The organism is Rhodoferax ferrireducens, from assembly GCF_003347515.1.
Classification (GTDB): domain Bacteria; phylum Pseudomonadota; class Gammaproteobacteria; order Burkholderiales; family Burkholderiaceae_C; genus Rhodoferax.
In genome coordinates this window covers 21,022-47,069 of the sequence record NZ_QEII01000275.1, presented here as the reverse complement: position 1 = coordinate 47,069, position 26,048 = coordinate 21,022, and the positions used below count along the sequence as shown (strand labels likewise).

General features: G+C 59.7%; 22 protein-coding genes. 10 read left to right on the top strand and 12 right to left on the bottom strand.

Going from position 1 to position 26,048, the window contains the following annotated elements; genetic code table 11:
* Positions 1 to 112 precede the first annotated feature (112 nt).
* From sucC to C5P05_RS15015, 10 genes are all read left to right on the top strand, one after another.
* The gene (gene sucC, locus C5P05_RS15060; protein WP_114970667.1) at positions 113 to 1,282 is read left to right on the top strand and encodes an ADP-forming succinate--CoA ligase subunit beta; all 1,170 of its coding nucleotides are present in this window, start codon (positions 113 to 115) and stop codon (positions 1,280 to 1,282) included.
* An 11-nt stretch (positions 1,283 to 1,293) separates the two neighbouring features.
* Positions 1,294 to 2,187 carry a succinate--CoA ligase subunit alpha gene (gene sucD, locus C5P05_RS15055; protein ID WP_114970666.1) on the top strand — a complete coding sequence of 298 codons (894 nt, stop codon included), beginning with the start codon at positions 1,294 to 1,296 and terminating at the stop codon, positions 2,185 to 2,187.
* A 124-nt stretch (positions 2,188 to 2,311) separates the two neighbouring features.
* On the top strand, positions 2,312 to 3,007 hold the full coding sequence (locus tag C5P05_RS15050; protein ID WP_114970665.1) for a TerC family protein: 696 nt from the start codon (positions 2,312 to 2,314) through the stop codon (positions 3,005 to 3,007).
* Between the two features lie 118 nt (positions 3,008 to 3,125).
* On the top strand, positions 3,126 to 5,471 hold the full coding sequence (locus C5P05_RS15045) for a CHASE2 domain-containing serine/threonine-protein kinase (RefSeq protein ID WP_232834501.1): 2,346 nt from the start codon (positions 3,126 to 3,128) through the stop codon (positions 5,469 to 5,471).
* Positions 5,472 to 5,482: 11 nt separating this feature from the next.
* Entirely contained in the window at positions 5,483 to 6,268 is a 786-nt protein-coding gene (locus tag C5P05_RS15040; RefSeq protein ID WP_114970663.1) for a Stp1/IreP family PP2C-type Ser/Thr phosphatase, read from the top strand.
* Positions 6,269 to 6,316: 48 nt separating this feature from the next.
* Positions 6,317 to 7,009: an FHA domain-containing protein gene (locus C5P05_RS15035; protein ID WP_114970662.1), complete on the top strand. Its 693-nt coding sequence runs from the start codon at positions 6,317 to 6,319 to the stop codon at positions 7,007 to 7,009.
* 32 nt (positions 7,010 to 7,041) lie between these two features.
* On the top strand, positions 7,042 to 9,369 hold the full coding sequence (locus C5P05_RS15030; RefSeq protein ID WP_114970702.1) for a GspE/PulE family protein: 2,328 nt from the start codon (positions 7,042 to 7,044) through the stop codon (positions 9,367 to 9,369).
* Positions 9,370 to 9,558: 189 nt separating this feature from the next.
* Complete coding sequence (locus tag C5P05_RS15025) at positions 9,559 to 10,056, top strand: pilin (RefSeq protein ID WP_114970701.1); 498 nt, start codon at positions 9,559 to 9,561, stop codon at positions 10,054 to 10,056.
* A 236-nt stretch (positions 10,057 to 10,292) separates the two neighbouring features.
* On the top strand, positions 10,293 to 11,882 hold the full coding sequence (locus C5P05_RS15020; protein WP_114970661.1) for a PglL family O-oligosaccharyltransferase: 1,590 nt from the start codon (positions 10,293 to 10,295) through the stop codon (positions 11,880 to 11,882).
* Positions 11,883 to 11,949: 67 nt separating this feature from the next.
* Positions 11,950 to 12,297, top strand: a complete 348-nt coding sequence (locus C5P05_RS15015) for a polysaccharide biosynthesis protein (protein ID WP_269813936.1) — start codon at positions 11,950 to 11,952, stop codon at positions 12,295 to 12,297.
* A gap of 182 nt (positions 12,298 to 12,479) precedes the next feature.
* Here the strand turns inward: C5P05_RS15015 and pseI are convergent, their stop codons facing one another.
* Genes pseI through C5P05_RS14955 form a run of 12 tightly spaced genes read right to left on the bottom strand, consistent with a single transcriptional unit; the run spans position 12,480 to position 26,045 of the window.
* Positions 12,480 to 13,532: a pseudaminic acid synthase gene (gene pseI / locus C5P05_RS15010; RefSeq protein WP_114970660.1), complete on the bottom strand. Its 1,053-nt coding sequence runs from the start codon at positions 13,530 to 13,532 to the stop codon at positions 12,480 to 12,482.
* On the bottom strand, positions 13,529 to 15,061 hold the full coding sequence (pseG, locus tag C5P05_RS15005) for a UDP-2,4-diacetamido-2,4,6-trideoxy-beta-L-altropyranose hydrolase (protein WP_114970659.1): 1,533 nt from the start codon (positions 15,059 to 15,061) through the stop codon (positions 13,529 to 13,531). Before pseG ends, pseI begins: the two co-directional genes overlap by 4 nt.
* A 1-nt stretch (position 15,062) precedes the next feature.
* Positions 15,063 to 15,686, bottom strand: coding sequence for a pseudaminic acid biosynthesis-associated methylase (locus C5P05_RS15000; protein ID WP_114970658.1), 624 nt, complete (start codon positions 15,684 to 15,686; stop codon positions 15,063 to 15,065).
* Complete coding sequence (locus C5P05_RS14995) at positions 15,683 to 16,438, bottom strand: cytidylyltransferase domain-containing protein (protein WP_114970657.1); 756 nt, start codon at positions 16,436 to 16,438, stop codon at positions 15,683 to 15,685. Before C5P05_RS14995 ends, C5P05_RS15000 begins: the two co-directional genes overlap by 4 nt.
* On the bottom strand, positions 16,435 to 17,616 hold the full coding sequence (gene pseC, locus C5P05_RS14990; protein ID WP_114970656.1) for a UDP-4-amino-4,6-dideoxy-N-acetyl-beta-L-altrosamine transaminase: 1,182 nt from the start codon (positions 17,614 to 17,616) through the stop codon (positions 16,435 to 16,437). Before pseC ends, C5P05_RS14995 begins: the two co-directional genes overlap by 4 nt.
* A 14-nt stretch (positions 17,617 to 17,630) precedes the next feature.
* A complete protein-coding gene (gene pseB / locus C5P05_RS14985) occupies positions 17,631 to 18,629 on the bottom strand; it encodes a UDP-N-acetylglucosamine 4,6-dehydratase (inverting) (protein WP_114970655.1) in 999 nt (332 codons plus the stop codon).
* Between the two features lie 57 nt (positions 18,630 to 18,686).
* Positions 18,687 to 20,729, bottom strand: a complete 2,043-nt coding sequence (locus C5P05_RS14980) for an N-acetyl sugar amidotransferase (protein ID WP_114970654.1) — start codon at positions 20,727 to 20,729, stop codon at positions 18,687 to 18,689.
* A gap of 12 nt (positions 20,730 to 20,741) precedes the next feature.
* Positions 20,742 to 21,392 (bottom strand): imidazole glycerol phosphate synthase subunit HisH, encoded by a 651-nt coding sequence (gene hisH / locus C5P05_RS14975; RefSeq protein ID WP_114970653.1) that lies wholly within the window; start codon positions 21,390 to 21,392, stop codon positions 20,742 to 20,744.
* Positions 21,393 to 21,433: 41 nt separating this feature from the next.
* Positions 21,434 to 22,441 carry a class I SAM-dependent methyltransferase gene (locus C5P05_RS14970; RefSeq protein ID WP_114970652.1) on the bottom strand — a complete coding sequence of 336 codons (1,008 nt, stop codon included), beginning with the start codon at positions 22,439 to 22,441 and terminating at the stop codon, positions 21,434 to 21,436.
* Positions 22,438 to 23,718, bottom strand: a complete 1,281-nt coding sequence (locus C5P05_RS14965; RefSeq protein WP_157979342.1) for a hypothetical protein — start codon at positions 23,716 to 23,718, stop codon at positions 22,438 to 22,440. Before C5P05_RS14965 ends, C5P05_RS14970 begins: the two co-directional genes overlap by 4 nt.
* Positions 23,712 to 25,502 (bottom strand): asparagine synthase (glutamine-hydrolyzing), encoded by a 1,791-nt coding sequence (gene asnB, locus C5P05_RS14960; RefSeq protein WP_114970650.1) that lies wholly within the window; start codon positions 25,500 to 25,502, stop codon positions 23,712 to 23,714. Before asnB ends, C5P05_RS14965 begins: the two co-directional genes overlap by 7 nt.
* Entirely contained in the window at positions 25,503 to 26,045 is a 543-nt protein-coding gene (locus tag C5P05_RS14955; protein WP_157979341.1) for a sugar transferase, read from the bottom strand.
* Between the last annotated feature and the right edge of the window lie 3 nt (positions 26,046 to 26,048).

Sequence of the window (26,048 nt, the reverse complement as noted above, 5' to 3'; positions counted from 1 at the left end):
ATATTGGTGCGTTGCAGCATGATACAGTCCAAGGCTGCATAGCCCAGTGCCGCCCGCAGAGTTGAGATGCTTTGCGGCCGGATGAAAATCACCCCCTCCTGAGAGAGTCCTCATGAAGATCCACGAATACCAAGGCAAGGAAATCTTGCGCCAAGCTGGTGTACCGGTGCCGCGCGGCATTCCGGCATTCACCGTTCAAGAAGCGGTGGAAGCCGCGCAAAAACTGGGCGGCCCGGTGTGGGTGGTCAAGGCGCAAATCCACGCCGGCGGCCGTGGCAAGGGTGGCGGCGTCAAGCTGGCTCGCTCGATCGACGATGTCAAAAAGCTGGCCGGTGAAATCCTGGGCATGCAGCTCATTACCCACCAGACCGGCCCCGAAGGCCAAAAAGTCCGTCGCCTGCTGATTGAAGACGGCGCTGACATCAAAAAAGAATACTACGTGTCGGCCGTGACCGACCGGGCCACCCAGCGCGTGGCCATGATTGTGTCCAGCGAAGGCGGCATGGACATCGAGGAAGTGGCACATTCCACCCCCGAAAAAATCATTACCGAAATTGTCGATCCGGCCACCGGCCTGACCGAAGTCCAAGCCAAGAAATTGGCCGATGCCATCGGCGTGCCGGCAGGTTCCAGCGCCCAAGCCGTGGATGTATTGCAAAAGCTGTACAAGGTGTACATGGACACCGACGCGTCGCTGGTCGAAATCAACCCCCTGATTTTGGAGGGCAACGGCGGCATCAAGGCCATTGACGCCAAGTTCAACTTTGACGCCAACGCACTCTTCCGTCACCCGGAAATCGTCGCTTACCGCGATCTGGACGAAGAAGACCCGGCCGAAGTCGAAGCCAGCAAGTTTGACCTGGCCTACATCAGCCTGGACGGCGACATCGGTTGCCTGGTCAACGGCGCCGGCCTGGCCATGGCCACCATGGACACCATCAAGCTGTTTGGCGCCGAGCCCGCCAACTTCCTGGACGTGGGCGGCGGAGCCACCCCCGAGAAGGTGACCGAAGCCTTCAAGATCATGCTGAAAAACCCCAAGGTCAAGGCCATTCTGGTCAACATCTTCGGCGGCATCATGAAGTGCGACACCATCGCCACCGGCGTGATCACGGCCTGCAAAGCCACCAATCTGAGTGTGCCGCTGGTCGTGCGCATGAAGGGCACCAACGAAGACTTGGGCAAGAAGATGCTGGCCGAGTCCGGTCTGCCCATCATCACCGCCGACACCATGGCCGATGCGGCCCAAAAAGTGGTTGCCGCCGTCAAAGCTGCTGCTTAAGGAAAAGAATCATGTCGATCCTCATCAATAAAGACACCAAGGTCATCACCCAAGGCATCACCGGCAAGACCGGTCAGTTCCACACTGAAAAGTGCCAGGAATACGCCAACGGCAAAAACTGTTTCGTCGCGGGTGTGAACCCCAAGAAGGCGGGTGAATCCATTTTTGGCATTCCAATCTTTGCCTCCGTCAAGGAAGCCGCCAAAGATACCGGCGCTACCGTGTCGGTGATCTACGTGCCGCCGGCTGGTGCAGCCGCCGCCATTTGGGAAGCCGTCGAGGCCGATCTGGACCTGGCCATCTGTATTACCGAAGGCATCCCGGTGCGTGACATGCTCGAAGTGCGCAACAAAATGCGCGCCAAAGAAGCCGCTGGCGGCAAGAAGACCCTGTTGCTGGGCCCCAACTGCCCGGGTTTGATCACCCCTGACGAAATCAAGATCGGCATCATGCCCGCGCATATCCACCGCAAGGGACGCATCGGTGTGGTCAGCCGTTCCGGCACGCTGACCTATGAAGCGGTGGCACAGTTGACCGAAATCGGTCTGGGTCAGTCCAGCGCCGTCGGCATTGGTGGCGACCCCATCAACGGCCTCAAGCACATCGACATCATGCAAGCCTTCAATGACGACCCGGACACCGACGCCGTCATCATGATTGGCGAAATTGGTGGCCCGGACGAAGCCGAAGCGGCGCGCTGGTGCAAGCTCAACATGAAGAAGCCGATCGTTGGCTTCATCGCCGGTGTGACCGCCCCTGCAGGCAAACGCATGGGCCACGCAGGCGCCCTGATCTCGGGCGGTGCCGACACGGCCGATGCCAAGCTGGCGGTGATGGAAGAGTGCGGTTTCACGATCACGCGCAACCCAAGCGAGATGGCGAAGCTGCTCAAAGCCATGCTGTAATGCGCGACCGGCGGCCCGGCCTGGGCCGCTGATTGCGGTTATCCACAATAGAAAGCCGGATTTCCTGAGGGACAATCCGGCTTTATTGTTTGAATGCGCATTGCATTGATAGAGAAAGACCCTCATGGCAGAATTCCTCACCGCTCATTTTTGGCTCGCAGTCGGTCAGATCATCATGATCGATATTCTGCTGGGTGGTGATAACGCCGTGGTCATTGCGCTGGCGTGCCGCCAGTTGCCGAAACATCTTCGCCTCAAAGGCATTTTGTGGGGAACGGCCGGTGCCATTGTGTTGCGCGTCATCCTGATTGCCTTCGCCTTGACCTTGCTGGCCGTGCCGTATCTGAAGCTGGTGGGTGCCGCCTTGTTGTTGTGGATCGGTGTCAAGCTGCTGGTCCCGGAGGAGGAGGGCCATTCCAACATTCAGGGCAGCGACAAGCTGTGGGCGGCGGTCAAAACCGTGATCATTGCCGACTTGGTCATGAGTATCGACAACGTGATCGCGATCGCCGGGGTGGCTACCAGCGCCGGCGGAGAACACCAGTTGCCGCTGGTGATTTTTGGCCTTCTGGTCAGCATTCCCATCATCATTTGGGGTAGCCAGTTGGTGCTCAAGCTGATGGATCGGTTCCCGATCATCATCATGATCGGCGGCATGTTGTTGGGCTGGATTGCCGGCACCATGGGACACACCGACCCGGCGGTGGTGGATTTGCTGCCGCAAACAAAAGCATGGAATTACGGTTTGGGCATCGCCGGCGCACTGGTGGTGTTTCTCGTGGGTACGGTACTGAAAAAACGCGCGGAAACGCCGGCCTGAGCAGGCGTACAAACGTCCTGCCGGACACTGCCCCGTAAAGTTGATGGCTGTAACGGGTTAGGGTCGGCCAGTGGCGCAATTCACACCCCGTAGGGCGGACGCTTTCTGGAAATCCGACTTGTTCCTTGGGCTGTCGACGCTGATCGCCGTCATCGCGCTCCACGCGACGACCGACCTGATCGGCGCGCTTGAACGCCGCTTCTACGACTTCGCCAGCACCAGCACCTCGCGTCAGCCTTCCAGTCAGCTAGCTGTCATCGCCATTGATGCCCAGAGCATTGCCAGCATCGGCCGCTGGCCTTGGCCGCCCGATATCCAGGCCAGGATGATTGAGCGGTTGGCGGCGGTCAAGGCAAAAAGCATTGTTTACACGGATTTCGTTTTTGAACCCGAGTCTGACCGCGGGCTGCGCTTTATTCGCGACATCAAGACCGTGTTGGCCGTTGCCGCTGAAGCGGGCAGTGCCCCATCGGTTGCCCACGCGCAATTGACCCAGCTGGTTGCCGAGGCCGAGGTGGCGCTGGACACGGATGCCCGCCTGGTCCGCAGCTTCCGCAGCGCCGCCAATGTCGTCATCCCCCCTTCCAATTCCGTTGCAGGGCAGCAAACAGGCGAAGCCCTGCCAACGGCCGCTGCCGGGGTCGGCCCGCTGAATTTGGTGCCGGATGTGGATGGGGTCGTTCGGCAAGTGCCCCTGCTGCTGATTGACGCAAACAAAACCCCGCCCTCAATGGCACTGCTGGCGGTCGCCACGGGCCTCCATCTGACCGCGGCCGACATCAAGCTGAATCCGGGGGCGTCCGTGCAAATCGGGACGCTGCGCGTCAAGACGGACAGTGCGGGGCGCATGTTGCCGCAGTTCTACAAAGGGCGTCAGGGCAAACCGGCCTTTGCCGTGGATTCGTTTGACGATGTGCTGACAGGGAAGATTCCTGCCTCCAGATACGCTGACAAGATTGTTGTCATCGGTGTCACGGCGGCCGGCGTGGGCACCCCGTTCGCTGTGCCCGGACTGCCCGCTTTGTCGTCGGCTGAGGCCATGGCGCACATCACATCCAGTATTTTGAACGGGCATGGCTTTGTCCAACCGGTGTGGGCTCTGTGGGTTACGCTGGCTGCCTTGCTGCTGGTCGGCGTCTACCTCATGGTGCTTTTGCCGCGTCTGCCGTCGTCCGCAGCCGCCACGCTCACCCTTTTGCTCCTGATCGCCTTACTGGGGGCTGAGTTCGGCCTGCTGACAGGCGCCACCCTGTGGCTCAACATGGTTCTGCCGACGGCACTTTTGCTGATCGGCCACCTGGCATTCATGAGCAAGCGCGTCTTGCTGAACAAGGTCGATTCAGCCAAGTCGGCGGAAACATTGGCTGAAACCGACCGGATGATGGGGCTTGCCCTGCAGGGACAGGGTCAACTCGACATGGCGTTTGAGCGCTTCCGCCGTGCGCCAATGGGTGATGCCCTGATGGGCGATTTGTACGCACTGGCTCTCGATTTTGAGCGCAGGCGCCAGTTCAACACGGCCGAGGCGGTGTACCAGCACATGGCGGCCTACAACCAAGATTACAAAGACCTCAAGTCCAAATTAAGCCCAGTCGTCCCCTTGTCGGAAGCCGTCAAAACCGACTTGTTGGGGCGCTATCAGGTGGCGCGGGAATTGGGCAAGGGTGCCATGGGGGTCGTGTATCTCGGCAAAGATCCCAAAATTGGACGCATCGTGGCCATTAAAACCATGGCCTTGAGTGAAGAGTTTGCGGGCCGGGCGCTGGTCGATGCACGCGAGCGCTTTTTTCGTGAGGCGGAGACGGCCGGGCGTTTGCAACACCAAAATATCGTCACCATTTTTGACGCTGGCGAAGACCACGGTCTGGCCTATATCGCCATGGAATTCCTTAAAGGCAAGGACCTGACATGCTTTTGCACGACGGAGCAGTTGCTTCCGGTGCCCGTTGTGTTGAGCATCGTCGCCCGTGTCGCCGAGGCACTCGGCTATGCCCACGGTCTGCATGTGGTGCACCGCGACATCAAGCCCGCCAACATCATGTTTGATCTTGAGAGTGACACGGTGAAGGTTACCGACTTTGGCATCGCCCGCATCACTGATTCGAGCAGGACCAAAACCGGCCTTGTCTTGGGAACGCCGAGCTTCATGTCGCCGGAGCAGCTCGCCGGCAAAAAGGTCGATGGCCGTTCGGATCTTTATTCGTTGGGAGTCACGCTGTTCCAGCTGCTCACGGGCGTGCTGCCATTTCGGGGCGATTCGATGGCCGAACTGATGCAAAAAATTGCCAGCGACGACGCGCCCGACATCCGAAGCATCCGTCCCGAATTGCCGCAAAACCTGGCGAGCCTGGTTACCAGGTCACTCAGCAAGCGTCCAGAAGCGCGCCATCAGGACGGCGGTCAGTTCGCCAGTGACTTGCGGGCGGTATTATCGGGTGGCACCGCCATCGACCTGGAAATATAGCCGGACTTATCATGAATTACACCTTCTGCGCGCAAACCGATCCAGGCCGGGTCCGGGAGAACAACGAAGACGCCGTGGTGTTTGATGAAGCCACGCACCTGGCTGTCCTGGCGGATGGCATGGGCGGCTACAACGCCGGCGAGATTGCCAGCGGCATGGCTACCGCGTTTATCAAGACGGAATTGGCCCGCTGGTTGTCTGAGGCGGGTCCGCAGGCCCAGGCCGGGCAGGTCAGGCGCGCTATCGAGATCTGTGTTGACAATGCCAACCGCTCTATTTTTAACGCCTCGCACGCCAATCCCCAGTACTCGGGCATGGGAACAACCCTGGTCCTGGCCGTTTTTCAAGGTGCCACCTTGCTGTTGGGGCATGTGGGTGATTCGCGCTGCTATCGGTGGCGCGGAAATCAGCTCTTGCAGATCACCCGGGACCATTCACTCTTGCAGGAGCAGATGGACGCCGGCTTGCTGACGCGGGAGCAGGCCGCGACATCGCCCAACAAAAACCTGGTAACCCGGGCCTTGGGCGTAGAAACGGAAGTGGCGCTGGACCTCAATGAGTATTCTGTAGAGGCAGGGGATATCTATTTGATGTGCTCTGATGGGCTTTCTGACATGATGGACGACGCAGCGATTGCACAAATTCTGCAAAATGGATCGTCGCTGGATCAAATGGCGGGAGCGCTGGTTTGCGCAGCCAACGAAAATGGTGGACGCGACAACATCACGGTCTTGTTGACGCAAGTGGTCAACAAGCAAGAGAAACGCGGGTTAATATCCAGATTACTTGGCAAATAGCAAGCTCATGGGATTTCCAATTACAAGTTTCAGGAACAGGAGTCGGTCATGCCGAAAATGATCGTATCGATCGACGGTGTTGTCATCAAGGAAGTCCAGTTAACCAAGGACCGCACAACCTTGGGGCGGCGGCCCTATAACGACATCGTGATCGACAATCTGGCCGTCAGTGGCGAGCACGCTGCAGTGCAGATGCAAGGCGGCGAAGTCTATCTGGAAGACCTGAACAGCACCAATGGCACCTACGTGAATGGAAAAGCCGCCAAGAAGCAGTTGCTTCAAAACAACGACACCGTCGAGGTGGGCAAATACAAGATCAAGTTCGTCAATGATGCGGCGGGTGCCGGTTTTGAGAAAACCATGATGTTCAAAGCCGGCGCGGTCGTGGCGGCAGCACCCCCTGCGCCACTGTCGGCGTTCCATGCAGATTCTGCGGCCAACCCTGGCGCAATGGACTCGCATCATGGCGCGCTGGAGCCGCTTCATGGGGCGATCAAGGTGATGTCGGGTGCTGCGGCCGGTCGCGAAGTGATCTTGACCAAAGTGGTGACCACCATCGGCAAGCCCGGCGTGGCCGTTGCCGCCATTACCCGCCGCCAGCGCGGGTTTTTCGTCCATCATGTGGAAGGCGCGGGAAATCCGGCACTCAATGGGGCGCCCATCGGGTCCGACCCGCTTGCCTTGAAAAATGGGGACCTGATTGAGCTGGCAGGTACTCAAATGCAGTTTATTCAGACCTGACGCACGTGAATTTGCCTGCCGTCAAACGCGGCATGACGTTTGAAGCGCTTTTTTACAAGCAGCTGCAACACGTTACCGCTCGCATTCATGAGACTGAAAACGTAGAGCAGATCATGCTGGAGGCCAGCCACGATATCTGCAAATTGTTCAATGCGGATCGCTTGACCCTTTACGTCGTCAACGAAGACCAGACCGCTATCGTCTCCAAGGTCAAGACCGGCCTCAACAGCAGCCGCGATCTCAAACTGCCCATCACGCCGCAAAGCATCGCGGGCTACGCCGCCTACAGCCGGCAGTTGCTCAACCTGCCCGATGTGTATGACGACGAGGCGCTCAAGCAAATTCACCCTGCCCTGACTTTTTTGAAGGAAGTGGACAAGCGTTCGGGCTACCGGACCCGTCAGATGTTGGTAGCGCCTATCCTGGAGGGCAAAACACTCCATGGCGTATTGCAGGTCATCAATAATAAAAGCGACCAATCCTTTAGCGAGCTGGAGGTCGAAGGCGTTGCCCAGCTGTGCAAGACCCTCGCCACCGCCATCCGGCAGCGTGTGCACAAGGCCGAAGACGGTGTGCGGCGCAGTGCCACCAAGTACGAAGGCCTGGTTGCCGAAGGTGTGATGACAGCGCAAGAATTGGAGCATTGCCTGCAGGAGGCGCGTAACCAGGGGCGACCGGTTGAACATGTGTTGATGACCCAATACAAGGTGCGGCCGGCCCAGATTGGTTCTTCATTGGCCAAGTTTTTCGATGTGCCCTATGAGGCCTTCAGTGCCGGCCGTATTCGTTCAGAAATGCTGCACGGATCGCTCAAACGCGAGTTCATCGAAGAGCAGGGCTGGATTCCGCTGGAGGAGTCGCCCGAGGGCCTTGTCGTCATGTGCATGGACCCAGAGGCCGTGCGCAGCTCGCGGATCGTGCCGCAGGTATTCCCCCGCATTACCAAGTTTGCTTATCGCGTCACCACGCAGAGCGAGTTCACGGATACGCTGGGGCAAATCTTCGGCGCTGAGGTGGAGGGCGGTTCCATTGACGAGCTGCTGGCCGACATGGATGGCGCACCCGCCGACGACAGCAACGACGACTCGCTGGAGTCGGCGGCGGCCGATAACGAACTGGTCAAGTTCGTCAACAAGGTCATCATCGACGCCTACCACCAGAAGGTGTCGGACATCCACATCGAGCCGATGCCCGGCAAGCTCAAGACCGGCATCCGCTTTCGCATTGATGGCACCTTGCAGCCCTACATCGAGGTGCCCGCGCATTTTCGCCAGGCCATGGTGACCCGCTTGAAGATCATGTGCGATCTTGACATTTCAGAGCGTCGCCGGCCGCAGGACGGCAAGATCAAGTTCAAGAAATACGGTCCGCTGGACATCGAGTTGCGGGTGGCCACCATCCCGTCGGCCGGCGGCGTGGAAGACGTGGTGATGCGTATTCTGGCTGCCGGTGAGCCCATTCCGTTGGACAAGCTCGGCCTGACCCCCCACAACAAAGAGCGGGTGGTGCGGACCATCGAAAAGCCCTACGGCCTGTTCTACGTGTGTGGACCCACTGGCTCCGGCAAAACCACCACGCTGCACTCCATCCTCAAGCACCTCAACACGCCGGACACAAAAATCTGGACCGCCGAAGATCCGGTTGAAATCACGCAAAAAGGGCTGCGCCAAGTCCAGATCAACCGCAAGGCCGGCATTGACTTTGCCCTGATCATGCGCGCCTTCTTGCGGGCTGACCCCGACATCATCATGGTCGGCGAGTCGCGCGACAAGGAAACCGTGGCCATGGGCGTGGAAGCCTCGCTCACCGGCCACCTGGTGTTTTCCACCCTGCACACCAACTCGGCGCCCGAGTCCATCACGCGCTTGCTGGACATGGGCATGGACCCGTTCAACTTCGCCGATGCACTGTTGGGCATTCTGGCGCAACGCCTGGCCAAGAAGCTGTGCGATTGCAAGGAGTCCTATGTGCCGGACGCGGAAGAATTGCGCCTGTTTGCCGTCGAATATTCCGATGAACTCCGACACTCCGCCGCTTGGCTGGCCGACTATGAGGGCGAGACCCAGAAACTGATCGAGAGCTGGCACCAGGCCTATGACCAGGACGGTCAACTCAGGTTTTACCGCCACGTCGGCTGCGACAAGTGCAACAAGACCGGCTACAAGGGCCGCATCGGCCTGCACGAACTGCTGATCGCCTCCGACGACATCAAGAAACTCATTCAGGAACGCGCCCGCGTCGCCGAAATCTTCTCCGCCGCCGTCGAAGGCGGCATGCGCACCCTGAAGATGGACGGCATGGAAAAAATCATGATGGGGCTGACGGACATCAAGATGGTGCGGCAGGTGTGCATCAAGTAAGTGACGCAAATGGGCTGACAAAAATGTCACATGAAAGCTCGAAAGTGACAAAAATAGACACATTTTGCATTTTGATACATAGGTTCTTGCCGGCAAGTAGGCAAATTCGAGCATGAAACGGCCTGGCATAGAATCTGCTCAGAACAAGTGTCTCATTGTTGTTACATGTTCTTATCCAAGGAGTTATTCATGAAGCGTTCTATGCAAAAGGGTTTTACCCTGATCGAATTGATGATCGTTGTTGCGATTATTGGTATTTTGGCCGCGGTGGCGTTGCCGGCTTATCAGGATTACACCGTTCGTGCCAAGGTGTCGGAAGCGATTCTGGCGGGCTCGCAATGCCGCACCAGCGTCACTGAAACGGTTCAAACCATTTCTAGCAATGTTCTGCCTTTGGCAAACACTTGGGGGTGCGAGCAAAATGTTGCCGGTACTGCCGCCAGCGCGCCAACAAAGTATGTTCTTTCTATCGTGACAACAAGCGCTGGCTTGGTCACAATTAAGACTACTGCTGATACAAGTCTGAGTGGTGCAGCTAGCACCACAATTGACATGACGCCTTACGCGAACGATACAACCGCGCTGGCCAATACCGATGTGAACAAGACTGTGTTTAAGTGGAAGTGTGGCCCGGGTGCGACCACACCCATGCCATCAAAGTATTTGCCAGGCTCTTGCCGCGGTTAACAGCGATCGCTTATCTGGCTTCCCGCAGATAAGTTTTGAAAAAAGGCGCGTCATTGACGCGCCTTTTTTATTCTGCAGTTGTGAAATGAAATCTGTTTAAGGTGCTATACGTGAGCGCAAGAGTAGTATTGTGGTGTGCGGTCGTCTTGGGAATTTGTTATCTCCTGCCAAATCACTATTCACCGTGGCTTAGTTTTCATGGGGAGTTAGCGGCTGCACTGGCTTTCGCACCCGTCATGATTTGGGCTGCGTTGCGCGCTGGCGCCATGCCCGCTGTCGTTTGGGCAGCTCTGGCCTTCTCCGTTATTCCGCTTGGGCAATTTGCTTTCGGGCAAATCTATTTTTCAGGAGACGCTTGGTTGGCGTGGCTGTATCTTGCAGGGTTTGGTCTGGCGGCACTGGCTGGGACACGCGTTGTCCTGGGAACGGCGCAAATTTCAACGCCGCTGAAGGTACTGGACGGTTGGTGGGCTGCGTTGGTGTTGTCTGCGCTGGTGTCGGCGGCTTTAGCTATCCATCAGTGGCTGGACTTGGGCTTGCTCGGTCTTTCCATCGTCGACATGCCGCCGGGGGCACGGCCTTTCGCGAATTTGGCGCAGCCCAATCAGCTTGCAACCCTACTTCTGCTTGGTATCGCCGGGCTGATTTTTTTGTTTGAGTCGCGATGTCTGCGTGCCTGGCCAGGCGTATTGGCAGCGCTACTGCTTATATCTGGCCTCGTCATGACTGGATCGCGTTCAGTCTTGCTGTCCCTGGTATGGTTTTGCCTAGCCTACGGTTTGCTGCGCAAGCGTTGCGGCCTGCGGACCAGCCCTGTCGTAGTTTTCGGGTTGAGTCTGTATTATGTTGGGCTGTCTCTACTTTGGCCTGCGTTAAACAAAGTCCTTCTGTTGGGGCCTGACAGCGCGTCGGCGCTTGTTCGGATGGAGACGCCGGGCATGCGACTGGAGTTTTGGCAAGCGATGCTCGATGCCACGGTACGTGCTCCCTGGGTCGGGTACGGATGGGGCCAAGTTGGCATAGCCTCAAACGTGGTTGCCTTAGACCATCCTGCGACGCACGGGTTTTATGACAGCGCGCACAACCTTTTCCTGGATCTTGTTTTGCAAAATGGCGTGCCGGTCGGGCTAATAGCCGGCGGCAGCTTGGTCGCATGGTGCGTTTGGCAGATAAGGCGATGCCGGGACCCATTGTCTTGGTCCATATTGATAGGCATAGGATTTGTGTTCAGTCATGCCATGTTGGAATATCCGTTGAAATATGCATTTTTTCTGTTGCCGGTCGGCTTCCTAATGGGTACTTTGTCCGCAGTGCATCCGTCGCCCCTGGATCAGCAATGCGCAAAATTGCCACCCGGATTGGTACGCCTTGTCTTGAAGACATTTGCGGCAGCTTCGTTCCTAATTTTTGCCACGGTGGCATTCGAATATCCTGCGTGGGAGGAGGAGTGGCGACAAATGCGCTATGCAGAGGTGGGGCTCGTGAATCCAGCGCCGCTACCGCCACCGACACCTCTGTTACTCACACAGATTAGCGAGTTGATTCGGTTCGCTCGAACCGAGGCAGCACCGGGCATGTCGGAATCACAGTTGGAGTGGATGCGGCACATATCAGAGCGCTATGGCTATCCATCTTCGTTTTACCGCTATGCCCTGGCACTGGCGCTCAATGGGCATTCGGCTGAAGCAGGCATAGCGTTGCGAAAACTTTGCAGCATGGACATAGAGAAATCATGCGTCAATGCCAAGAAAAATTGGGGAAAACTGACGCAAGGCAAGTACCCACAACTGGTGAAAACACCATTTCCAGACGAGCCGGCTAACTGAATAGTTAAATTCGGCATGCAGGTGGGGACAGCCCCGATAAGGACAATATGGTGAACCCTTTTCTCTCATGCTAAACGACAAATCCATCCTGATCACCGGCGGTACGGGCTCCTTTGGCAAGGCTTTTGTCGGAACCGTGCTATCTCGTTACCCAGATATGAAGCGTCTGGTGGTGTACTCAAGAGATGAGCTGAAGCAGTTCGAAATGGCTCAGGTTTATTCACCCCGTCAACATCAAGGGATGCGCTACTTTATTGGTGATATCCGGGATGAATCCCGATGGACGCGCGCCCTTGAGGGCATTGACATCGTTGTGCATGCCGCCGCGCTGAAGCAGATGCCTGCCGCAGAATACAACCCATTCGAGTGCATCGCGCCCGGATTTGTGGCGACCCTATGCTGCCGGTACTCCTGAAATACTCAACGTCGCCAGACCCGTTATCGATCTCAAGCGCCGCTTTGCGACGCAAGCGGCGGCCATTGATGCCGCCGTTGCACGCATTGGTCGCCAAGCTGACGCCTTGGTATATCTGCTCAAGTCAATCGAGACAGGTTTACTTGACTTTCGATTGCGCCGGGCCGATTTACGCCAGAACGTCACGGCGATCTGACCAGTAGCTCCCATTTCATGGGTGTGCCGCTCTTCACATCTTGACTTACCCGCAAGCCCAATAGAGTGTCCAAATGTTTCGGCGCAAGACCAAATCCTGGCCGTACGCATCTCAGATTCTCACGTGTAAGAACGTCCCCCGATTTAAGGTCTGCAGCAATGTAAAGAGAGCGACGGAATGCTAGCGACTTCATTTCTGCCTGCGTCGGACCATAGCTCACCTGTCCAAGGGCCAGCCACGCCCGCTCAGTTTCTTCGCGTAGCTGAAGAAATTCGTGAGGCTCCATAGAAAAGCTCGAATCTACTCCACCATCGGCGCGGCGCAGGGTGAAGTGTTTTTCGATCACCGTCGCGCCTAGGGCAGTGGCCGTGACCGACACGCCACAGCCCAAGGTGTGGTCCGACAGACCCACCTCGCAGCCGAACAGCGTGCGCATGTGCGGGATGGTCGAGATATTCGTGTTGTCCGCTGTGGCTGGGTAGGTGCTGGTGCACTTGAGCAGGACCAAGTCTTGGCAGCCGGCGTCTCGCGCGGCGCGTACGGCTTCGTCGATCTCGCCCGCCGTGGCCATGCCGGTGGACATGATCAGGGGCTTGCCGGTGGCGGCCACGCGGCGGATCAAGGGCAGGTCGGTGTTTTCGAACGAGGCGATCTTGTAGGCCGGGACGTCCAGCGATTCGAGGAAGTCCACCGAGCTGAAGTCGAACGGGGTGCTGAAGCAGTGCACGCCGTGCGAGGCCGCGCGTTCCATGATAGGCGCGTGCCATGCCCAAGGCGTGTGCGCGTCTTCGTAAAGTTCGTAGAGTTGGCGACCGGCCCACAGGCTCTTGGGGTCGTCGATCACAAAGCCGGGCATGCGCACATTGAGCGTCATGGTGTCGGCGGTGTAGGTCTGCAGTTTGATCGCGTCGGCACCGTGTGCGGCGGCCGCGTCCACGATAGCCAGCGCGCGCTCCAGCGACCGGTTGTGGTTGCCCGACATTTCGGCGATCAGGTAGGGGCGGTGTCCGGGGCCAATCTCGCGGTCGAGGATCTTCATGGTATGGCGGTCGGTTCGTCGGGCAAGGGCCCAATGGTTTTGCAATAGAGCAGCGGTCCACCATGGTAACCGCTGCCTTCGAAGAGTTGTTGTGACGCGGTGTTGCCAGCGACCACAGTGGCATCGACCGTGAACGGCGCCTGCAGGCTGTGGTGCATTTGCCGTTCGCCGGCGAGCAGCAGGCGCGGGCCGAGACTCAGGCCTTGCAGTTGCGGATCGGTGTAGAGCGAGACCTCAAGGTGACCCGTCTCCAACTGGTCGAAGCGGATGCTGCCCACGGGCAGAGCACCCACCTGGGCGATCAACAGCCTGCGGTCTGGCGACTGGAGCACGCGCCGCATCCAGCTGTGATGGCTTTTGAAAGAGATTGGCTCGCTGTTGCCCGAGACCGCACGCACAGATGGATGGTTGCGCCACGCATGCAGCAGCTGCGCATCGGCCAGCGTGGCGGGCCGGAGCCGCAGTGTGTCGCGTAGCAGGTGCAGGGCCACGCGCTGGGCACCGCGGCCATCGACCAGGGTGGCGGCCCGGGTGGCCAGGGCTTGCCGTGCCATGGGGTTCTGGATCAGTTCGCGCAGCGTGCTCGTCAGGGTCGCCTCCGTGGCGGCGCACACCGCGCCGAGCGATGCCAGGCCGGGCACCACGGCCGACTGGTTGGTGGCCACCGCGATCGCGAGGGTGGGCGCGCCGATGCTGCAGCGTTCCCAGGTGGCGCCACCGCCGGCACCGATCTGCAGGTCGTGGCGGGTAAAGAAAGCGACGAGGTCGGTTTGATCGAGGGTGAGTGTGGCGTGGCCGGCGCCAGTGCAGGCATCTCGCAAGGCGCTCAGATGCGGATTGGCCGATGTGGACACGACCTCCACCAGACCGGAAAAGTCGGCCGAACGGCAGGCCACCAGCACCCGCGCCGAGATGCCATCGGGATCGGTGCCGCCCATGAAGATGCCGATGCTGCGCACCTCTGGCTGGAAGGCGTAGCGCGGCGCGTTTCGGTAGGCGGGCGAGAGCAGGGCGTAGCGCGGGCCGGCCAGCCAATGGGGTTCGCGTGCCAGCCGGCCAGCGTACTTGGTCCGGTGGTCGGGCGCCCAGTTGTGGTCCAGCAGCGCGTCCGGGGCCAGTGCCCGGTCCGCTGTGTCGTCGATCACCAGCAGGCGGCAGTCCTGCGATGCGCGCAGGGCGTCGTGCCAGCGCACGTCGAAGGCGTAGTGGTCCACCACCAGCCAGTCGGGTCGCTCGGTTCTCAAGGCGTTTGCGGTGTCGTCGGCGTCTTGCGTCCACGACACGCCGGCCCACGCGGCGTGTGGCGTGGAGGTGCTGTCGGTCGGGACGTCGCCGCTGGGCGCAGGCAACCAGCGCACCGGGCAGGGCGCGTCTCGCAGCACCTGTGCCGCCACACCGTCAAGCGCGCGTGCGATCAGGCTGACCTGCGCGCCTTGTTCGATCAGGGCCTGCGCCAGCGACAGGCAGCGCTTGAGATGACCGGTGCCGATGGTCGCCGAGGCATCGACCCGGATCGCCACAAGTTTCATGTCACTCCAGCTTTTCCATCAGGAACCAGGTGATGTCGTCTTGCGGGAAGTTGGGGTCGCGGCGGTAGGCGAAGCCGTAGTCCACCAGTTGCAGCTGCGGGTGGCGGTCCATGATCTCGCCCGCGAAATCGCGCTTGAACAGGCGGTCGCTGTGGCCGCGGTAGGGAATGGCCACCGGCGCCGGGTTGTAGTACTCGCCCACCATCAGGTAGCGGCGGGTGCTGGCGACCAGCGTGTCATACACCTGCGGCAGCACCTCGGGGTTGATGTGGATGAGCACGCCCTTGATGAAGGTCAGGTCCCACTGGCGCGCGGGCGCAAAGTCAAGGATGGAGCTGTTGTAGACGTTCGAAGGCAGGATCACCGTGCCCAGCTGTTTCGCGGCCTCTGCGTTGATCTCTATGGCGTGCGCGTCGATGCCGGGACGCAGCAGGTTCAGCGCCTTGAGGTTCATGCCGATGTTGGCGCCGAACTCGATGCAACTCTTGATGCCGCGCGCGCCGCGCAGGGCCTTGGTGAAGAAGTCGAGGTTGGATGCGAGCAGGGCATCGCCCTGGTTGCGCTGGATGTACTCGGTGCCGAAATCGCCGGCCCAGAAGGCTTCCTGTTCGGTCTTGAAGGTCATGGGGTGGGCTCCTTGGTCTGTGATTCGGTGGCCGGTTTCTGCTCCACATGCTGGTTGAGGGTCATCCAGTCGGGATGAGTGTCCAGCAGGGTCAGGATGTCCGCCAGAGTGAATTCGGGGTTGATGGGGTGGAGCGTCTCGAACAGGCGCCGCACCAGTTCGTAGTCCTCGGGCGTGTCCACTGTCCAGCGGTGGTGGCTGAGGTCCACCGGGCTTTCGACGTTGCGCAGTCGGTAGCGGTCGGGATGCCAGTAGATGAATGGCGTGACGTGCTCGCGCTCGGCGGCCTGCGTGGCCTCGGCATGGGCCTGCTGCAGCGCGGCGGCGCTGAACACCTCGACCGCCATGCCATACGGCCAGGTGGGGGGCAGCATGTTGGAGACGTAGTCGCTGCCTCCTTCGGCATAGACCGCGATCACCTCGTCGATCAGCGCCGCGTCGATCAGCGGGCAGTCGGCCGTGATGCGCACCACTACATCCGCACCATGCAGGCGTGTCGCATCGGCGTAGCGCGAGAGCACGTCGTGTTCGCTGCCGCGATGGCAGGGCACGCCCAGCGTGTCGCACAGCGCGGCGATCGGGTGATCGGTGGCGTTGGTGGTGGTCGCGATGACGATGCCGTCGGCGCGCCGCACCCGGCGCAGACGCTGAACCAGCCGCGTGAACATGGGAGCGCCTGCCAGCGGCAACAGCACCTTGCCCGGCAGCCGGGTCGAGGTCATGCGCGCCTGGACGATGAGCAGCGTGGTCATGCTCGCAGGGCCTGGGTCAGCGTAGCGATCACACGGTCCTGCATCGCATCCGTCAGCATCGGGTAGATCGGGATCGACAGCGCTTGCGCCGCATAGGCCTCGGCAGCCGGAAACTGGCCCGGGCGGAAGCCGAGCGCCCGGTAGTAGGGCTGCAGGGGAATGGGCATGTAGTGCACGTTCACGCCGATGCCGGCCTCGCGCAGGCGGGCGAACACGGTGGCGCGTTCAGCCACGCCGGGGCCGGGCACGATCTCCACCACGTACAGGTGCCAGGACGAGCGGGCTGTGGCGCCGGGCCCTGGCAAGCGCGCCGGCAGGCGCAGCGGCAGACCGGCGAGCAGCTGATCATAGCGCTCGGCCACGCGTTCGCGCGCCGCGTGGAAGGCCGAGATGCGTTGCAGCTGCGAAGAGCCCAGAGCGGCCTGGATGTCGGTGAGCCGGTAGTTGAAGCCCAGGCTGTGTTGTTCGTAGTGCCAGGCGCCGGTGCTGGCGTTGGCCTGCTGCATCTCGCCGGGTTCGCGCTTGATGCCGTGCGAGCGCAGCAGCTGCAGTTGACGGGCCAGCGCCGCGTCCGGTGTGGTGACCATGCCGCCTTCGCCGGTGGTGACGATCTTCACCGGGTGGAAGCTGAACACACTGGCGTCGGCGTAGCGGCTGCCGATGGGCTGGCCGTTGTAGCTGGCGCCCACGGCGTGCGAGGCGTCTTCAATGATCTTGAAACCGTAGCGGTCGGCCAGCGCGCGCATCGGTGTCAGATCGCAGGCCAGGCCAGCGAAGTGCACCGGGATGACGATGGCGGGCAGCTGGCCATCGCGTTCGGCCTGTTCCAGCTTTGCGGCCAGGGCGCTCCCGCTCATGTTGCGCGTGGCCGGGTCGATGTCCACGAAGTCCACGCCGGCGCCGCAGTACAGCGCGCAGTTGGACGAGGCCACGAAGCTGTTCGGGCTGGTCCACACGGTCTTGCCCGGGCCTGCGCCCAGTGCCAGACAGGCGATGTGCAGGCCGGCGGTGGCGTTGGACACCGCCACGGCGTGCGCCACGCCCTGCAGCGCAGCAAATGCCTGCTCGAAGCGCGGCACGGCCGGACCCTGGGTCAGCCAGCCCGATGTCAGTACCTCGCGCACGGCGGCAAGATCGTCCTCGTTGATGGACTGGGTGGCGTAGGGGATGTATTCCATGGAGCGGGACACGTTCAGATGCGACCGATCTTGTCCTGGTGCTGGGCGATCCAGGCCTGCAGGGCCGGCACGTCCATCCACTCGGTGTTGCTGTCGCTGGCGTAGGTGAAGCCCTCGGGCACACGCTGGCCGTCCTTGATGCGCTTGAAGTCCTCGTGCCAGCTGTGGATGGCCGGCAGGATCTTGAAGTGCTCGGGGTATTCAAAGGTGTAGTGCGCGTCTTCCTCGCTGATCATCTGCTCGTGCAGCTTCTCGCCGGGGCGGATGCCCACGATCTCGTGCGTGGCCTCGGGATCTACGGCACGCGCAATGTCGGTCACCTTCATCGACGGGATCTTCTTCACGTAGATCTCGCCGCCTTCCATGTCCTCAAAGGCGTGCCAGACCAGCTCCACGCCCTGCTCCAGCGTGATCATGAAGCGCGTCATGCGGTCGTCGGTGACGGGCAACGAGCCCTTGCCTTTTTGCGTGAGGAAAAACGGGATGACCGAGCCGCGCGAGCCCATCACATTGCCATAGCGCACCACCGAGAACTTGCACCCGTCTATACCAGCGTAGGAGTTACCGGCCACGAACAGCTTGTCCGACACCAGTTTGGTGGCGCCGTAGAGGTTGACCGGGCTGCTGGCCTTGTCGGTGGACAGGGCCACGACTCCCTTCACTTTCTTGTCGATGCAGGCATCGATCAGGTTCATGGCGCCCGTGACATTGGTCTTGACGCACTCAAACGGGTTGTACTCGGCCGTGGGCACGATCTTGGTGGCCGCGGCGTGCACCACGTAGTCCACGCCGTCGAGCGCGCGGTACATGCGCTCGCGGTCGCGCACGTCACCGATGAAGAAGCGCACGCGTTCGTCGCCCTGGAACAGCTTGGACATCTCCCACTGCTTCATCTCGTCGCGCGAGTAGATGATGAGTTTGCGCGGGTTGTAGCGCGCCAGCGTCATGGGCACGAAGGTGTGACCAAACGAGCCGGTGCCGCCGGTGATGAGGATGGTGGATTTGTTCAGCATGGACGATCTCTTTGGAACTTTCCAGAAAGTGGGTCAGGGCGAGCGGTTGGACCAGGCTCAGGATTTGATGTGGTGTCTCTTCCAGCCGCCGTCGTACCACCACACACGGGGGTCGCGAAAAGTGTCAGCGATGGCGTCGAACTCTTGCTCGCTCATGCCCACGTATTCCAGCCAGCGCTTGATGTCGGAGGACTTGATCGGGTCGTAACGCCGAACCAGATCAATGCCCTTTTCACGGGACATTTCACCGCTTCGAATGTCCTTGGATGCGTGATCTGTGCAGCGTCCGTAGCCAAACTTCACGAACTTCAGGTAGTCATGAGCCCCGTTTTCGTGCATGTCGTCAAGGTTGGATGCGCGGCGGTAGGTTCGTTCGAACGGAATATCCCCCGTCTCGAAGCCGTACAACTCACTGGCGAGCTTGCTGTTTGCATTGCCATCCCAGGGAACGAAATTCGACAGGTAAATGCCCTTGAGACCCAGATCGAATATTTCCTGGTCACTCGGGTATTGATAGGCGACCATGTCGGCGGGGCGTATACCTTCGTGACCGACCATGTAGTTCCACTCGTAGCCGCGTCCAAAGTGTTCGAGGCGGTTTCGGTAGGACCATTCGACGAAATCGTTCATCGAAAACTGCCCGCATAGATCGGCATATCCATGTTCACCCCATATCACCAATGGGATTTGGTGCAGTGCGGCGATCTTCATGGGGATCGTGGAAATTCCCATGTGGCCGTGCCAGTTCATGTCGCCCATGATCTTGAAGCCAAGCCGGTTGAGCTTCTTCAGCAGACCCACACCCGGTTTGTAGATGATGTGATCGACATCAAATACCTCGGCCATACGTTGCAGATTGCGCTCGCCTTCAGGGGTGAAGTTGTTGCCGTAGTAGGTGACCAACAACGGGTTGTAACCCAGGACATTCTTCACGTAGTGCGTCTGAAAGTAGCTGTCCTTGCCTCCCGAAACCCCAATCACGCAGTCGTGGCGGCTGCCATCCTGGGATCGCGCCTGTTCCAGGATATCTTTGAGGACGTGTTGACGGCGGGTCCATTCGGAATCGGGGAAATCCCGCTTCAGGTTGGCAATCTGGCATCCCATGCAGAGCCCATGTGCGTCGTATTCCATCGGTGTCGCACTGAGCGAAGGGTAGAGGCACTGTGTACACCATGTCATTTTCCGTTCGCGTTGGTCCAGGGCCGCTGTGAACACACGGTCGCTGGCATTTTTCATGCGCTGATCAAGCTTCGCTTTCTCTTGTTGTAAGTCATAGCGTGGCTCGCGCGGAAACCACTTGTTTTCCAGGCTGATGGGACGCATGTGGATGCCTGCGGAAAGGCAAGTCTGCTTGGCGTTTGGGTAAGCCAGCTCATAGAAGTTGAAGATATTGGCTGCTGCCGCAGCGCTGGCGCCTGCCTGGCGTATTGCGGGCGCAAAGTCGTCGTAGCGCCCCACGCCACCGCAAGCAATGACCGGTATGGAGACAGCGTCGGAGACCGCTTTGACCAGTTCGAGGTCGTATCCAATGCCGCTGCCGTCCCGGTCGATTGAATTGATCAGTATTTCCCCGGCACCCAACCGTTCGCATTCCCGCGCCCAGGCAGCAGGCTCCAATCCTGTGGGTGTCTTTCCGCCATCGATATGAACCTCCAGCCGGCCATCTGCTTGCCTCAGCGCATCGATGCTGACCACAATGGCTTGAGCACCAAAGGCCCGAGACGCTTGGTGCACGAGATCGGGGTTGCGCACGGCTTCAGAGTTCAGGACGCATTTGTCTGCACCCCGCGCGAATCGCTCGCGCATCGATTCGATATCCCGGATGCGGCCACCGACAGCCAGGGGCATGAAGCATAGCTTGGCAATCTCAGGCAGTATGCCCAGCAAGGTCGCATCGCTGTATTGCACCTGCAGGTCATCGCGGCGCAGATCGTGGCGGTCCTCCGTGGAAATGTCCAGAAGGATCAGTTCGTCCACGTTCCAGTTGGACAGGCGCCGTACGGTGTGCATCGGGTTGCCAATGCTCTGATGAACAGTGAACAGTTGGCTGCGGACGATCAGACCATTTTTGAGCAAGATGATGGGAATGAGACGGTTCATGGCGGGGCTCGTTTAACGCAGGCCGGTGATGAGGGCATGGAGGAGGTCAAGTCCGGCTTCCTGACTTTTTTCCGGATGGAACTGGGTGCCTACGATGGAACCCCTTTGCACGACACTGGCGATTGTTGAAGGTCCGAACGTCGACGTACCTGTGGTGTGGGTTGGGTCGATGGTCTGGAAGTGGTAGCTGTGCACGTGGTAATAGCTGCGATTGTTCAGTGCTTCCGGCAGAAGCTTCATGGCCTTTTCGTCCAGGCTGACCTCGCGCCAACCCACGTTGGGTACCCTGTAATCGGGCGGCGCTTCTTCAAGTCGAATTACCTTGCCGGGAATCAGGCCAAGACCAGCGTGAACACCATGTTCCTCACTGAAATCTGCCAGCAGCTGCATGCCAAGGCACAGACCGACAACAGGTCGTTTGCGTGCTACCGCATGTTGTTTGATCGCCTCGGCCATGCCGCTGCCGTGCAGTCGCTCCGCCGCAGCGCGAAACGAGCCAACTCCAGGCAAGACGAGCAGATCGGCATTGGCAATGGCTGCTGCGTCCCGCACCACCTCGACCTTTGCGCCCACGACGCGCAGGGCATTTTCGACGGACAGGATGTTCTGGATCTGAAGATCCACGATGGTGACGACGCGCGCTTCTGTCTGTGGTGCAGTCATGTCAGGTTGTAGGTCATTGAGGCGGAGGCAGAAGGAGCAGCTCAGGTGGCTGGTTTACGTGCCACCACCCAGAGGTTGGAGGACATGCCGCGCGCGACCAGGAAGTCCTGGAATGCTGCGCCGTGGTGCTCCCACTCGTCGATTAGTACCTTTTTCAGGAAGGGTTGCTCTTCCAGAGAAAATGCTCCCTCCAGTACCTTGTTGCGGACCAGTTCGGCATCGAGTTTCCCAGGCGTGAAGCTTTCGATCAGCTCCATGCCATGGCGTTTGAGCAGGCCTGCCATGGAGGCGGGGTTGAAATAGTTGAGGTGTTCGTGATCCACTGTGGTGCTCAGCGGGCCAAGGGTTTCGATATCGAAACCCTGGCCGTTCGGGCAGGTCAACATCAGCACTCCGCCTGGTCGAATCAAACGAACCATGTGGGCGATAAACTCCACGGGTTTGAACAGGTGTTCGATCACTTCAAAACTTGCCACGACGTCAAACTGGCCGACCGCTTCCGTGCGGACGTGCTCGATTGGACTCTCGATGATCTCTACGCCACGGGAACGGCAGGTGTTGGCCAGATCTGGTGTGGGTTCGACGCCGACGACACGCTGAAAAACGTCGCGAGAATTCAGTTCGGCGCAGAAGGTTCCGAATCCTGCGCCAACCTCGAGAAGGGCATCGGTTTGAACTTCATATCGGGCGCAGATGTCGAGAAGCCGGTCCACGCGTGGGACAAAAATATGCTCACGGCGTGCAGGCTCGGATGCCGGGAAGATGTATTTGTTCCAGTACGCATAGTTGGGTGATTCGCGGTAGAACCAGTCAAGCACCGCTGGTGGTGGGCGTGGATTGACATAGAGCGTGCGGCAATGCGGGCAACTCACATAGCTCATGCCGTTCTTGACATAACAGGGTTGCGGATCATGTTGACCACAAGCCGGGCAATCCACCTCGACAAACTCGCTACTGCGTGTGAGCATCCGCCCGAGGTCGGTCAACGCCGCGATTTTTTGTCCCGAAGCCAGTTGCTTCGGGCGGATGTCTTCTTCGGTGAGTTTCATCGGGGAGTCCTCTTATCTTTGAGCAATGCAGCCACTTGTGCTGCCACGCGCCCTGCGGAGGGACCCGCTGGTACGCTCATTTTTTTACCAGCCGATGTGGGCATGGGGCTATCCAGGGTAGGTACGAGGTCATCCAGCGCTGGGATACCCTCGCTCACACCAAAACTGCTCAGATCGAAATCCACGTTCTGGACCCACCTTGAGAACTCCAGGTGTAGCACGCGCTTTCCGAGCAACGCCGCTTGCAGACCAACCGTGCTAACTTGGTGTATGACCACGTCGCAGGCATTGAGAAGGGCTGCAATCGGCTCTGATCCAGCATCGCTGACATGCACGTTGCGCTCTGGCTGCTGTACCGGGAACTGGTGGTATTGACCCGGGTGGTAGCGTACCGCCAGTGAAACATCCGCACGTGACCGCACCCAACTGCGCAACCGCTTCTCCACGTCGATGCCCAGCATCGCTCCAGGGAGCGACGCGTCTTCGGGCTCCAGAATGCCTGCCCACAGCACCACGCGTTGGTTGCTCCATCCATGTTTTTGGCGAAACTGTACGCCGGCCTCTACGGCCTCTTGCTCAAACAGTTCGTCGAAATCGGGCGACCCTGTCACGACGACCTTGTCTGAGGGGATACCTGAGGCCACAAACTGCGTTTTCACTTCTTGTGAGATGACAGTGATGCAGTCTGCTTGTACCGGCCTTCGCAAAAACGGGTCTGATGGCGGAGCGAAGAGATCCACCATGGTCAAGGTCGGAATAGAACGTTCGACTGCAGCTCGGATACATGCCTCTTCCGAGCGCGGCGTGCTGGTGGCGACAACGACACCAGGTTTCAGGGTGTCGAGTATTTTTCCCATGAAACGAATAGGCAGGAACGCATGTCTGCCCTGTTTCGCGTAGCGTTCCCGAGCCTGCACTTCTCCCAGTTCATCTAACCATTCTTGAAAGTTTGTTCCCAGATAGCACGCGGTTTCGTGTTCGTCCACATCTGGGTGGGTATTCCCGGCTGACAAGGATCGGCCTAGCGCCAGTACTTTCTCGGACCGATCGCCCCAAAGCGCCAAGAAGTCTCGATAACCCAGGGGTTTGAGGCCAAGTTGAATGGCTTTTCTGTGACCAATCGTCAGTGCGATCACCAGGCACTCGATGCCTTGTCTCTCCATTGCGCGAATGACCGGAGCGATTTTTGCGATGTGGCTTGCGCCATAGGTCACAAAAAGCGCACGGCGGTGGCGATCCTGTTCTCGAAACGAAGGCAGTGAAGGCAATGTCAACATTTGCTTATCCAAAGAGCCAGCGCCGCCAGCGCACGCAACTCGCGCGTGAAGTTGCCTGTGCCGTTACGGTGCCGGTCCAGCATGGACGTGACCACGGCCGGTTCGAACAACTCCCCCAGGGCATGGCTGCCGGTCAGCGTCTCGCGCAGCCAACCGTGCAACTCATTCTTGAACCAGTCGCCCACCGGCACGGTGAACATCTGCTTCCTTCGGTAGGCGAGGTCTTCACCGATCAGCGGCACTGCGGCACGCTTGAACCAGTGTTTCTTGTCGCCGCCGGCCGAGAGTTTGGTGGCGCCGCGCGAGCGGAAGGCGAACTCCATCATCCGGACATCCAGGAACGGTGTGCGCGCTTCAATGCTCGCAGCCATTCCCATGCGGTCAGGTTTGACAAGGTTGTTGCCACATAGCAGCAACTGCATGTCCAGGTACAGCGCCTGGTTAATTCGGTCGAAGTGCTGCGCCTCATCCAGCCACGGTTTGGCCGCCTGCGTAAAGCTGTCGATGCCGTCGAGCTGCGCCCATATCTCGGGTCGGTACAAAGCGCGTTTGGCCTCGGGTGAGAACAGCGAAATGCTGTCAAAGTAGCGGCGCTGGAAATCGGCCGCTGACATCGTCAGTGCATCCGGCCGCGCGAAGAATGCAGCGTACTTGTCGTAGCCCGCAAACAGCTCGTCGCCGCCGTCGCCGGTCAACACCACTTTGACGTGTTTGGCGGCCAGCTCGCTCACACGCAGGGTCGGCATGAACGACGCGTCGCCGTGCGGCTGGTCCAGGTGGTGCAGCACCTGCGGCCAGCGCGCCAGCATGTTGAGCTCGGCCACCTCCGCGGTGTGTTGGCAACCAAAACGATCGGCGGCTTGTCGTGCGAAGATCGATTCATCGTAACGCGGGTCTTCGAAGCCGATGCAGAAGGTCCTGACCGGCCGCTCCACATGGTGGGCCATCAGGCCGACGATGGTGCTCGAATCAACACCGCCTGAGAGAAACGCGCCAAACGGCACGTCGGCGCGCAGGCGGATGCGCGTCGCATCGTCCAGGGTGGCCATGAACTCCTCTCCCCAGGCCTCGAAACTGAAGTCCTGCTCTTGGCTGTCGGCCAGATTCCACCAGCGCTGCGTCTGAACGTGTGGTGAGCGGGTGAACTTCATCCAGGTGCCCGGCATCACATGGCGTACCCCTTCGTACGCCGTCCACGGCGCGGGGATGTAGTTGAAAGTCAGATAATGGTGAATCGCTACTAGATCAATAGCTGCTCTCGCCTGTCCCGACGGGGCTGCAGGCCAAAATGCCTTAATCTCCGAGGCAAACAGCAGTTGCCGGCCATCATCCTTGACATACAGCGGCTTGACGCCGATGCGATCGCGTGCCAGATACAGCGCATCTTCGTGCGCGTCGTCGATCGCAATCGCGAACATGCCGTTGAGCCGTCGCAGGCAGGCAATGCCCTCACGTTCATACAGCCGCAGGATGACCTCGGTGTCCGATGCGGTCTTGAACTGCACGCCCTGCGCGCGCAGTTCCGCGGCGAGTTCCAGGTAGTTGAAAATTTCGCCGTTTTGCACCACGGCGATGCGACCGTCGTCGCTCACAAAAGGTTGGTGTCCACCGCCCAGGTCAATGATGGACAAGCGCCGGTTGCCGATGGCCACACCGCGCTGTGCCTGGTGCCGGATACCTTCATCATCCGGACCGCGGTGCACCAGCGTTTGCGCCATGGCGTGCAAAGTCTCGTTTGACAGGGCCTGTCGCGAACGGTGCCAATAACCGAAGATGCCACACATCTAGTTGGCGCCCTCGCCTGATAGGCGACCCAAGGTCCGCCACATGATCTTGAGATCCAGCCACACACACGCCTCACGCGTGTACCGCAGGTCTAGCGCCAGGCGTTCCCCTTCACTCCCCTGCGAGCGGTTCACGACCTGCGCCAGCCCGGTAATGCCGGGCCTCACACTGCAGCGTTGCGCCCAGTCGGCATCGGTATACAGACCGCGTTGCACCGGCACATCGGGTCGGGGACCGACCAGGCTCATGTCGCCCAGCAACACATTGAGCAACTGTGGCAATTCGTCTATGCTGGTGCGCCGGATTAGCCGACCCACGCGCGTGATGCGGGGGTCCTTGTCCTGAGTGAAATACGGGCCGAGAGCAGCTGCGTTTTGCACCATACTGCGAAACTTGAACATGCCGAATTCACACCCACCCAGGCCCAAACGGGTCTGGCGAAACAATACAGGCAAGCCGCTTTCCGCCACAACGGCCAGCGCCGTCAAAAGCAGCAGTGGGGCCAGGCCCAGCAACGCCAGCAACGAAAGCACAATGTCCATCAG

Excerpts from the sequence above, each read along its gene's own strand:
- sucC (WP_114970667.1), top strand. The coding sequence starts at position 113 with ATGAAGATCCACGAATACCAAGGCAAGGAAATCTTGCGCCAAGCTGGT.
- sucD (WP_114970666.1), top strand. The coding sequence starts at position 1,294 with ATGTCGATCCTCATCAATAAAGACACCAAGGTCATCACCCAAGGCATC.
- C5P05_RS15050 (WP_114970665.1), top strand. The coding sequence starts at position 2,312 with ATGGCAGAATTCCTCACCGCTCATTTTTGGCTCGCAGTCGGTCAGATC.
- C5P05_RS15040 (WP_114970663.1), top strand. The coding sequence starts at position 5,483 with ATGAATTACACCTTCTGCGCGCAAACCGATCCAGGCCGGGTCCGGGAG.
- C5P05_RS15035 (WP_114970662.1), top strand. The coding sequence starts at position 6,317 with ATGCCGAAAATGATCGTATCGATCGACGGTGTTGTCATCAAGGAAGTC.
- C5P05_RS15030 (WP_114970702.1), top strand. The coding sequence starts at position 7,042 with ATGACGTTTGAAGCGCTTTTTTACAAGCAGCTGCAACACGTTACCGCT.
- C5P05_RS15025 (WP_114970701.1), top strand. The coding sequence starts at position 9,559 with ATGAAGCGTTCTATGCAAAAGGGTTTTACCCTGATCGAATTGATGATC.
- C5P05_RS15020 (WP_114970661.1), top strand. The coding sequence starts at position 10,293 with ATGATTTGGGCTGCGTTGCGCGCTGGCGCCATGCCCGCTGTCGTTTGG.
- C5P05_RS15015 (WP_269813936.1), top strand. The coding sequence starts at position 11,950 with ATGCTAAACGACAAATCCATCCTGATCACCGGCGGTACGGGCTCCTTT.
- pseI (WP_114970660.1), bottom strand. The coding sequence starts at position 13,532 with ATGAAGATCCTCGACCGCGAGATTGGCCCCGGACACCGCCCCTACCTG.
- pseG (WP_114970659.1), bottom strand. The coding sequence starts at position 15,061 with ATGAAACTTGTGGCGATCCGGGTCGATGCCTCGGCGACCATCGGCACC.
- C5P05_RS15000 (WP_114970658.1), bottom strand. The coding sequence starts at position 15,686 with ATGACCTTCAAGACCGAACAGGAAGCCTTCTGGGCCGGCGATTTCGGC.
- C5P05_RS14995 (WP_114970657.1), bottom strand. The coding sequence starts at position 16,438 with ATGACCACGCTGCTCATCGTCCAGGCGCGCATGACCTCGACCCGGCTG.
- pseC (WP_114970656.1), bottom strand. The coding sequence starts at position 17,616 with ATGGAATACATCCCCTACGCCACCCAGTCCATCAACGAGGACGATCTT.
- pseB (WP_114970655.1), bottom strand. The coding sequence starts at position 18,629 with ATGCTGAACAAATCCACCATCCTCATCACCGGCGGCACCGGCTCGTTT.
- C5P05_RS14980 (WP_114970654.1), bottom strand. The coding sequence starts at position 20,729 with ATGAACCGTCTCATTCCCATCATCTTGCTCAAAAATGGTCTGATCGTC.
- hisH (WP_114970653.1), bottom strand. The coding sequence starts at position 21,392 with ATGACTGCACCACAGACAGAAGCGCGCGTCGTCACCATCGTGGATCTT.
- C5P05_RS14970 (WP_114970652.1), bottom strand. The coding sequence starts at position 22,441 with ATGAAACTCACCGAAGAAGACATCCGCCCGAAGCAACTGGCTTCGGGA.
- C5P05_RS14965 (WP_157979342.1), bottom strand. The coding sequence starts at position 23,718 with ATGTTGACATTGCCTTCACTGCCTTCGTTTCGAGAACAGGATCGCCAC.
- asnB (WP_114970650.1), bottom strand. The coding sequence starts at position 25,502 with ATGTGTGGCATCTTCGGTTATTGGCACCGTTCGCGACAGGCCCTGTCA.
- C5P05_RS14955 (WP_157979341.1), bottom strand. The coding sequence starts at position 26,045 with ATGGACATTGTGCTTTCGTTGCTGGCGTTGCTGGGCCTGGCCCCACTG.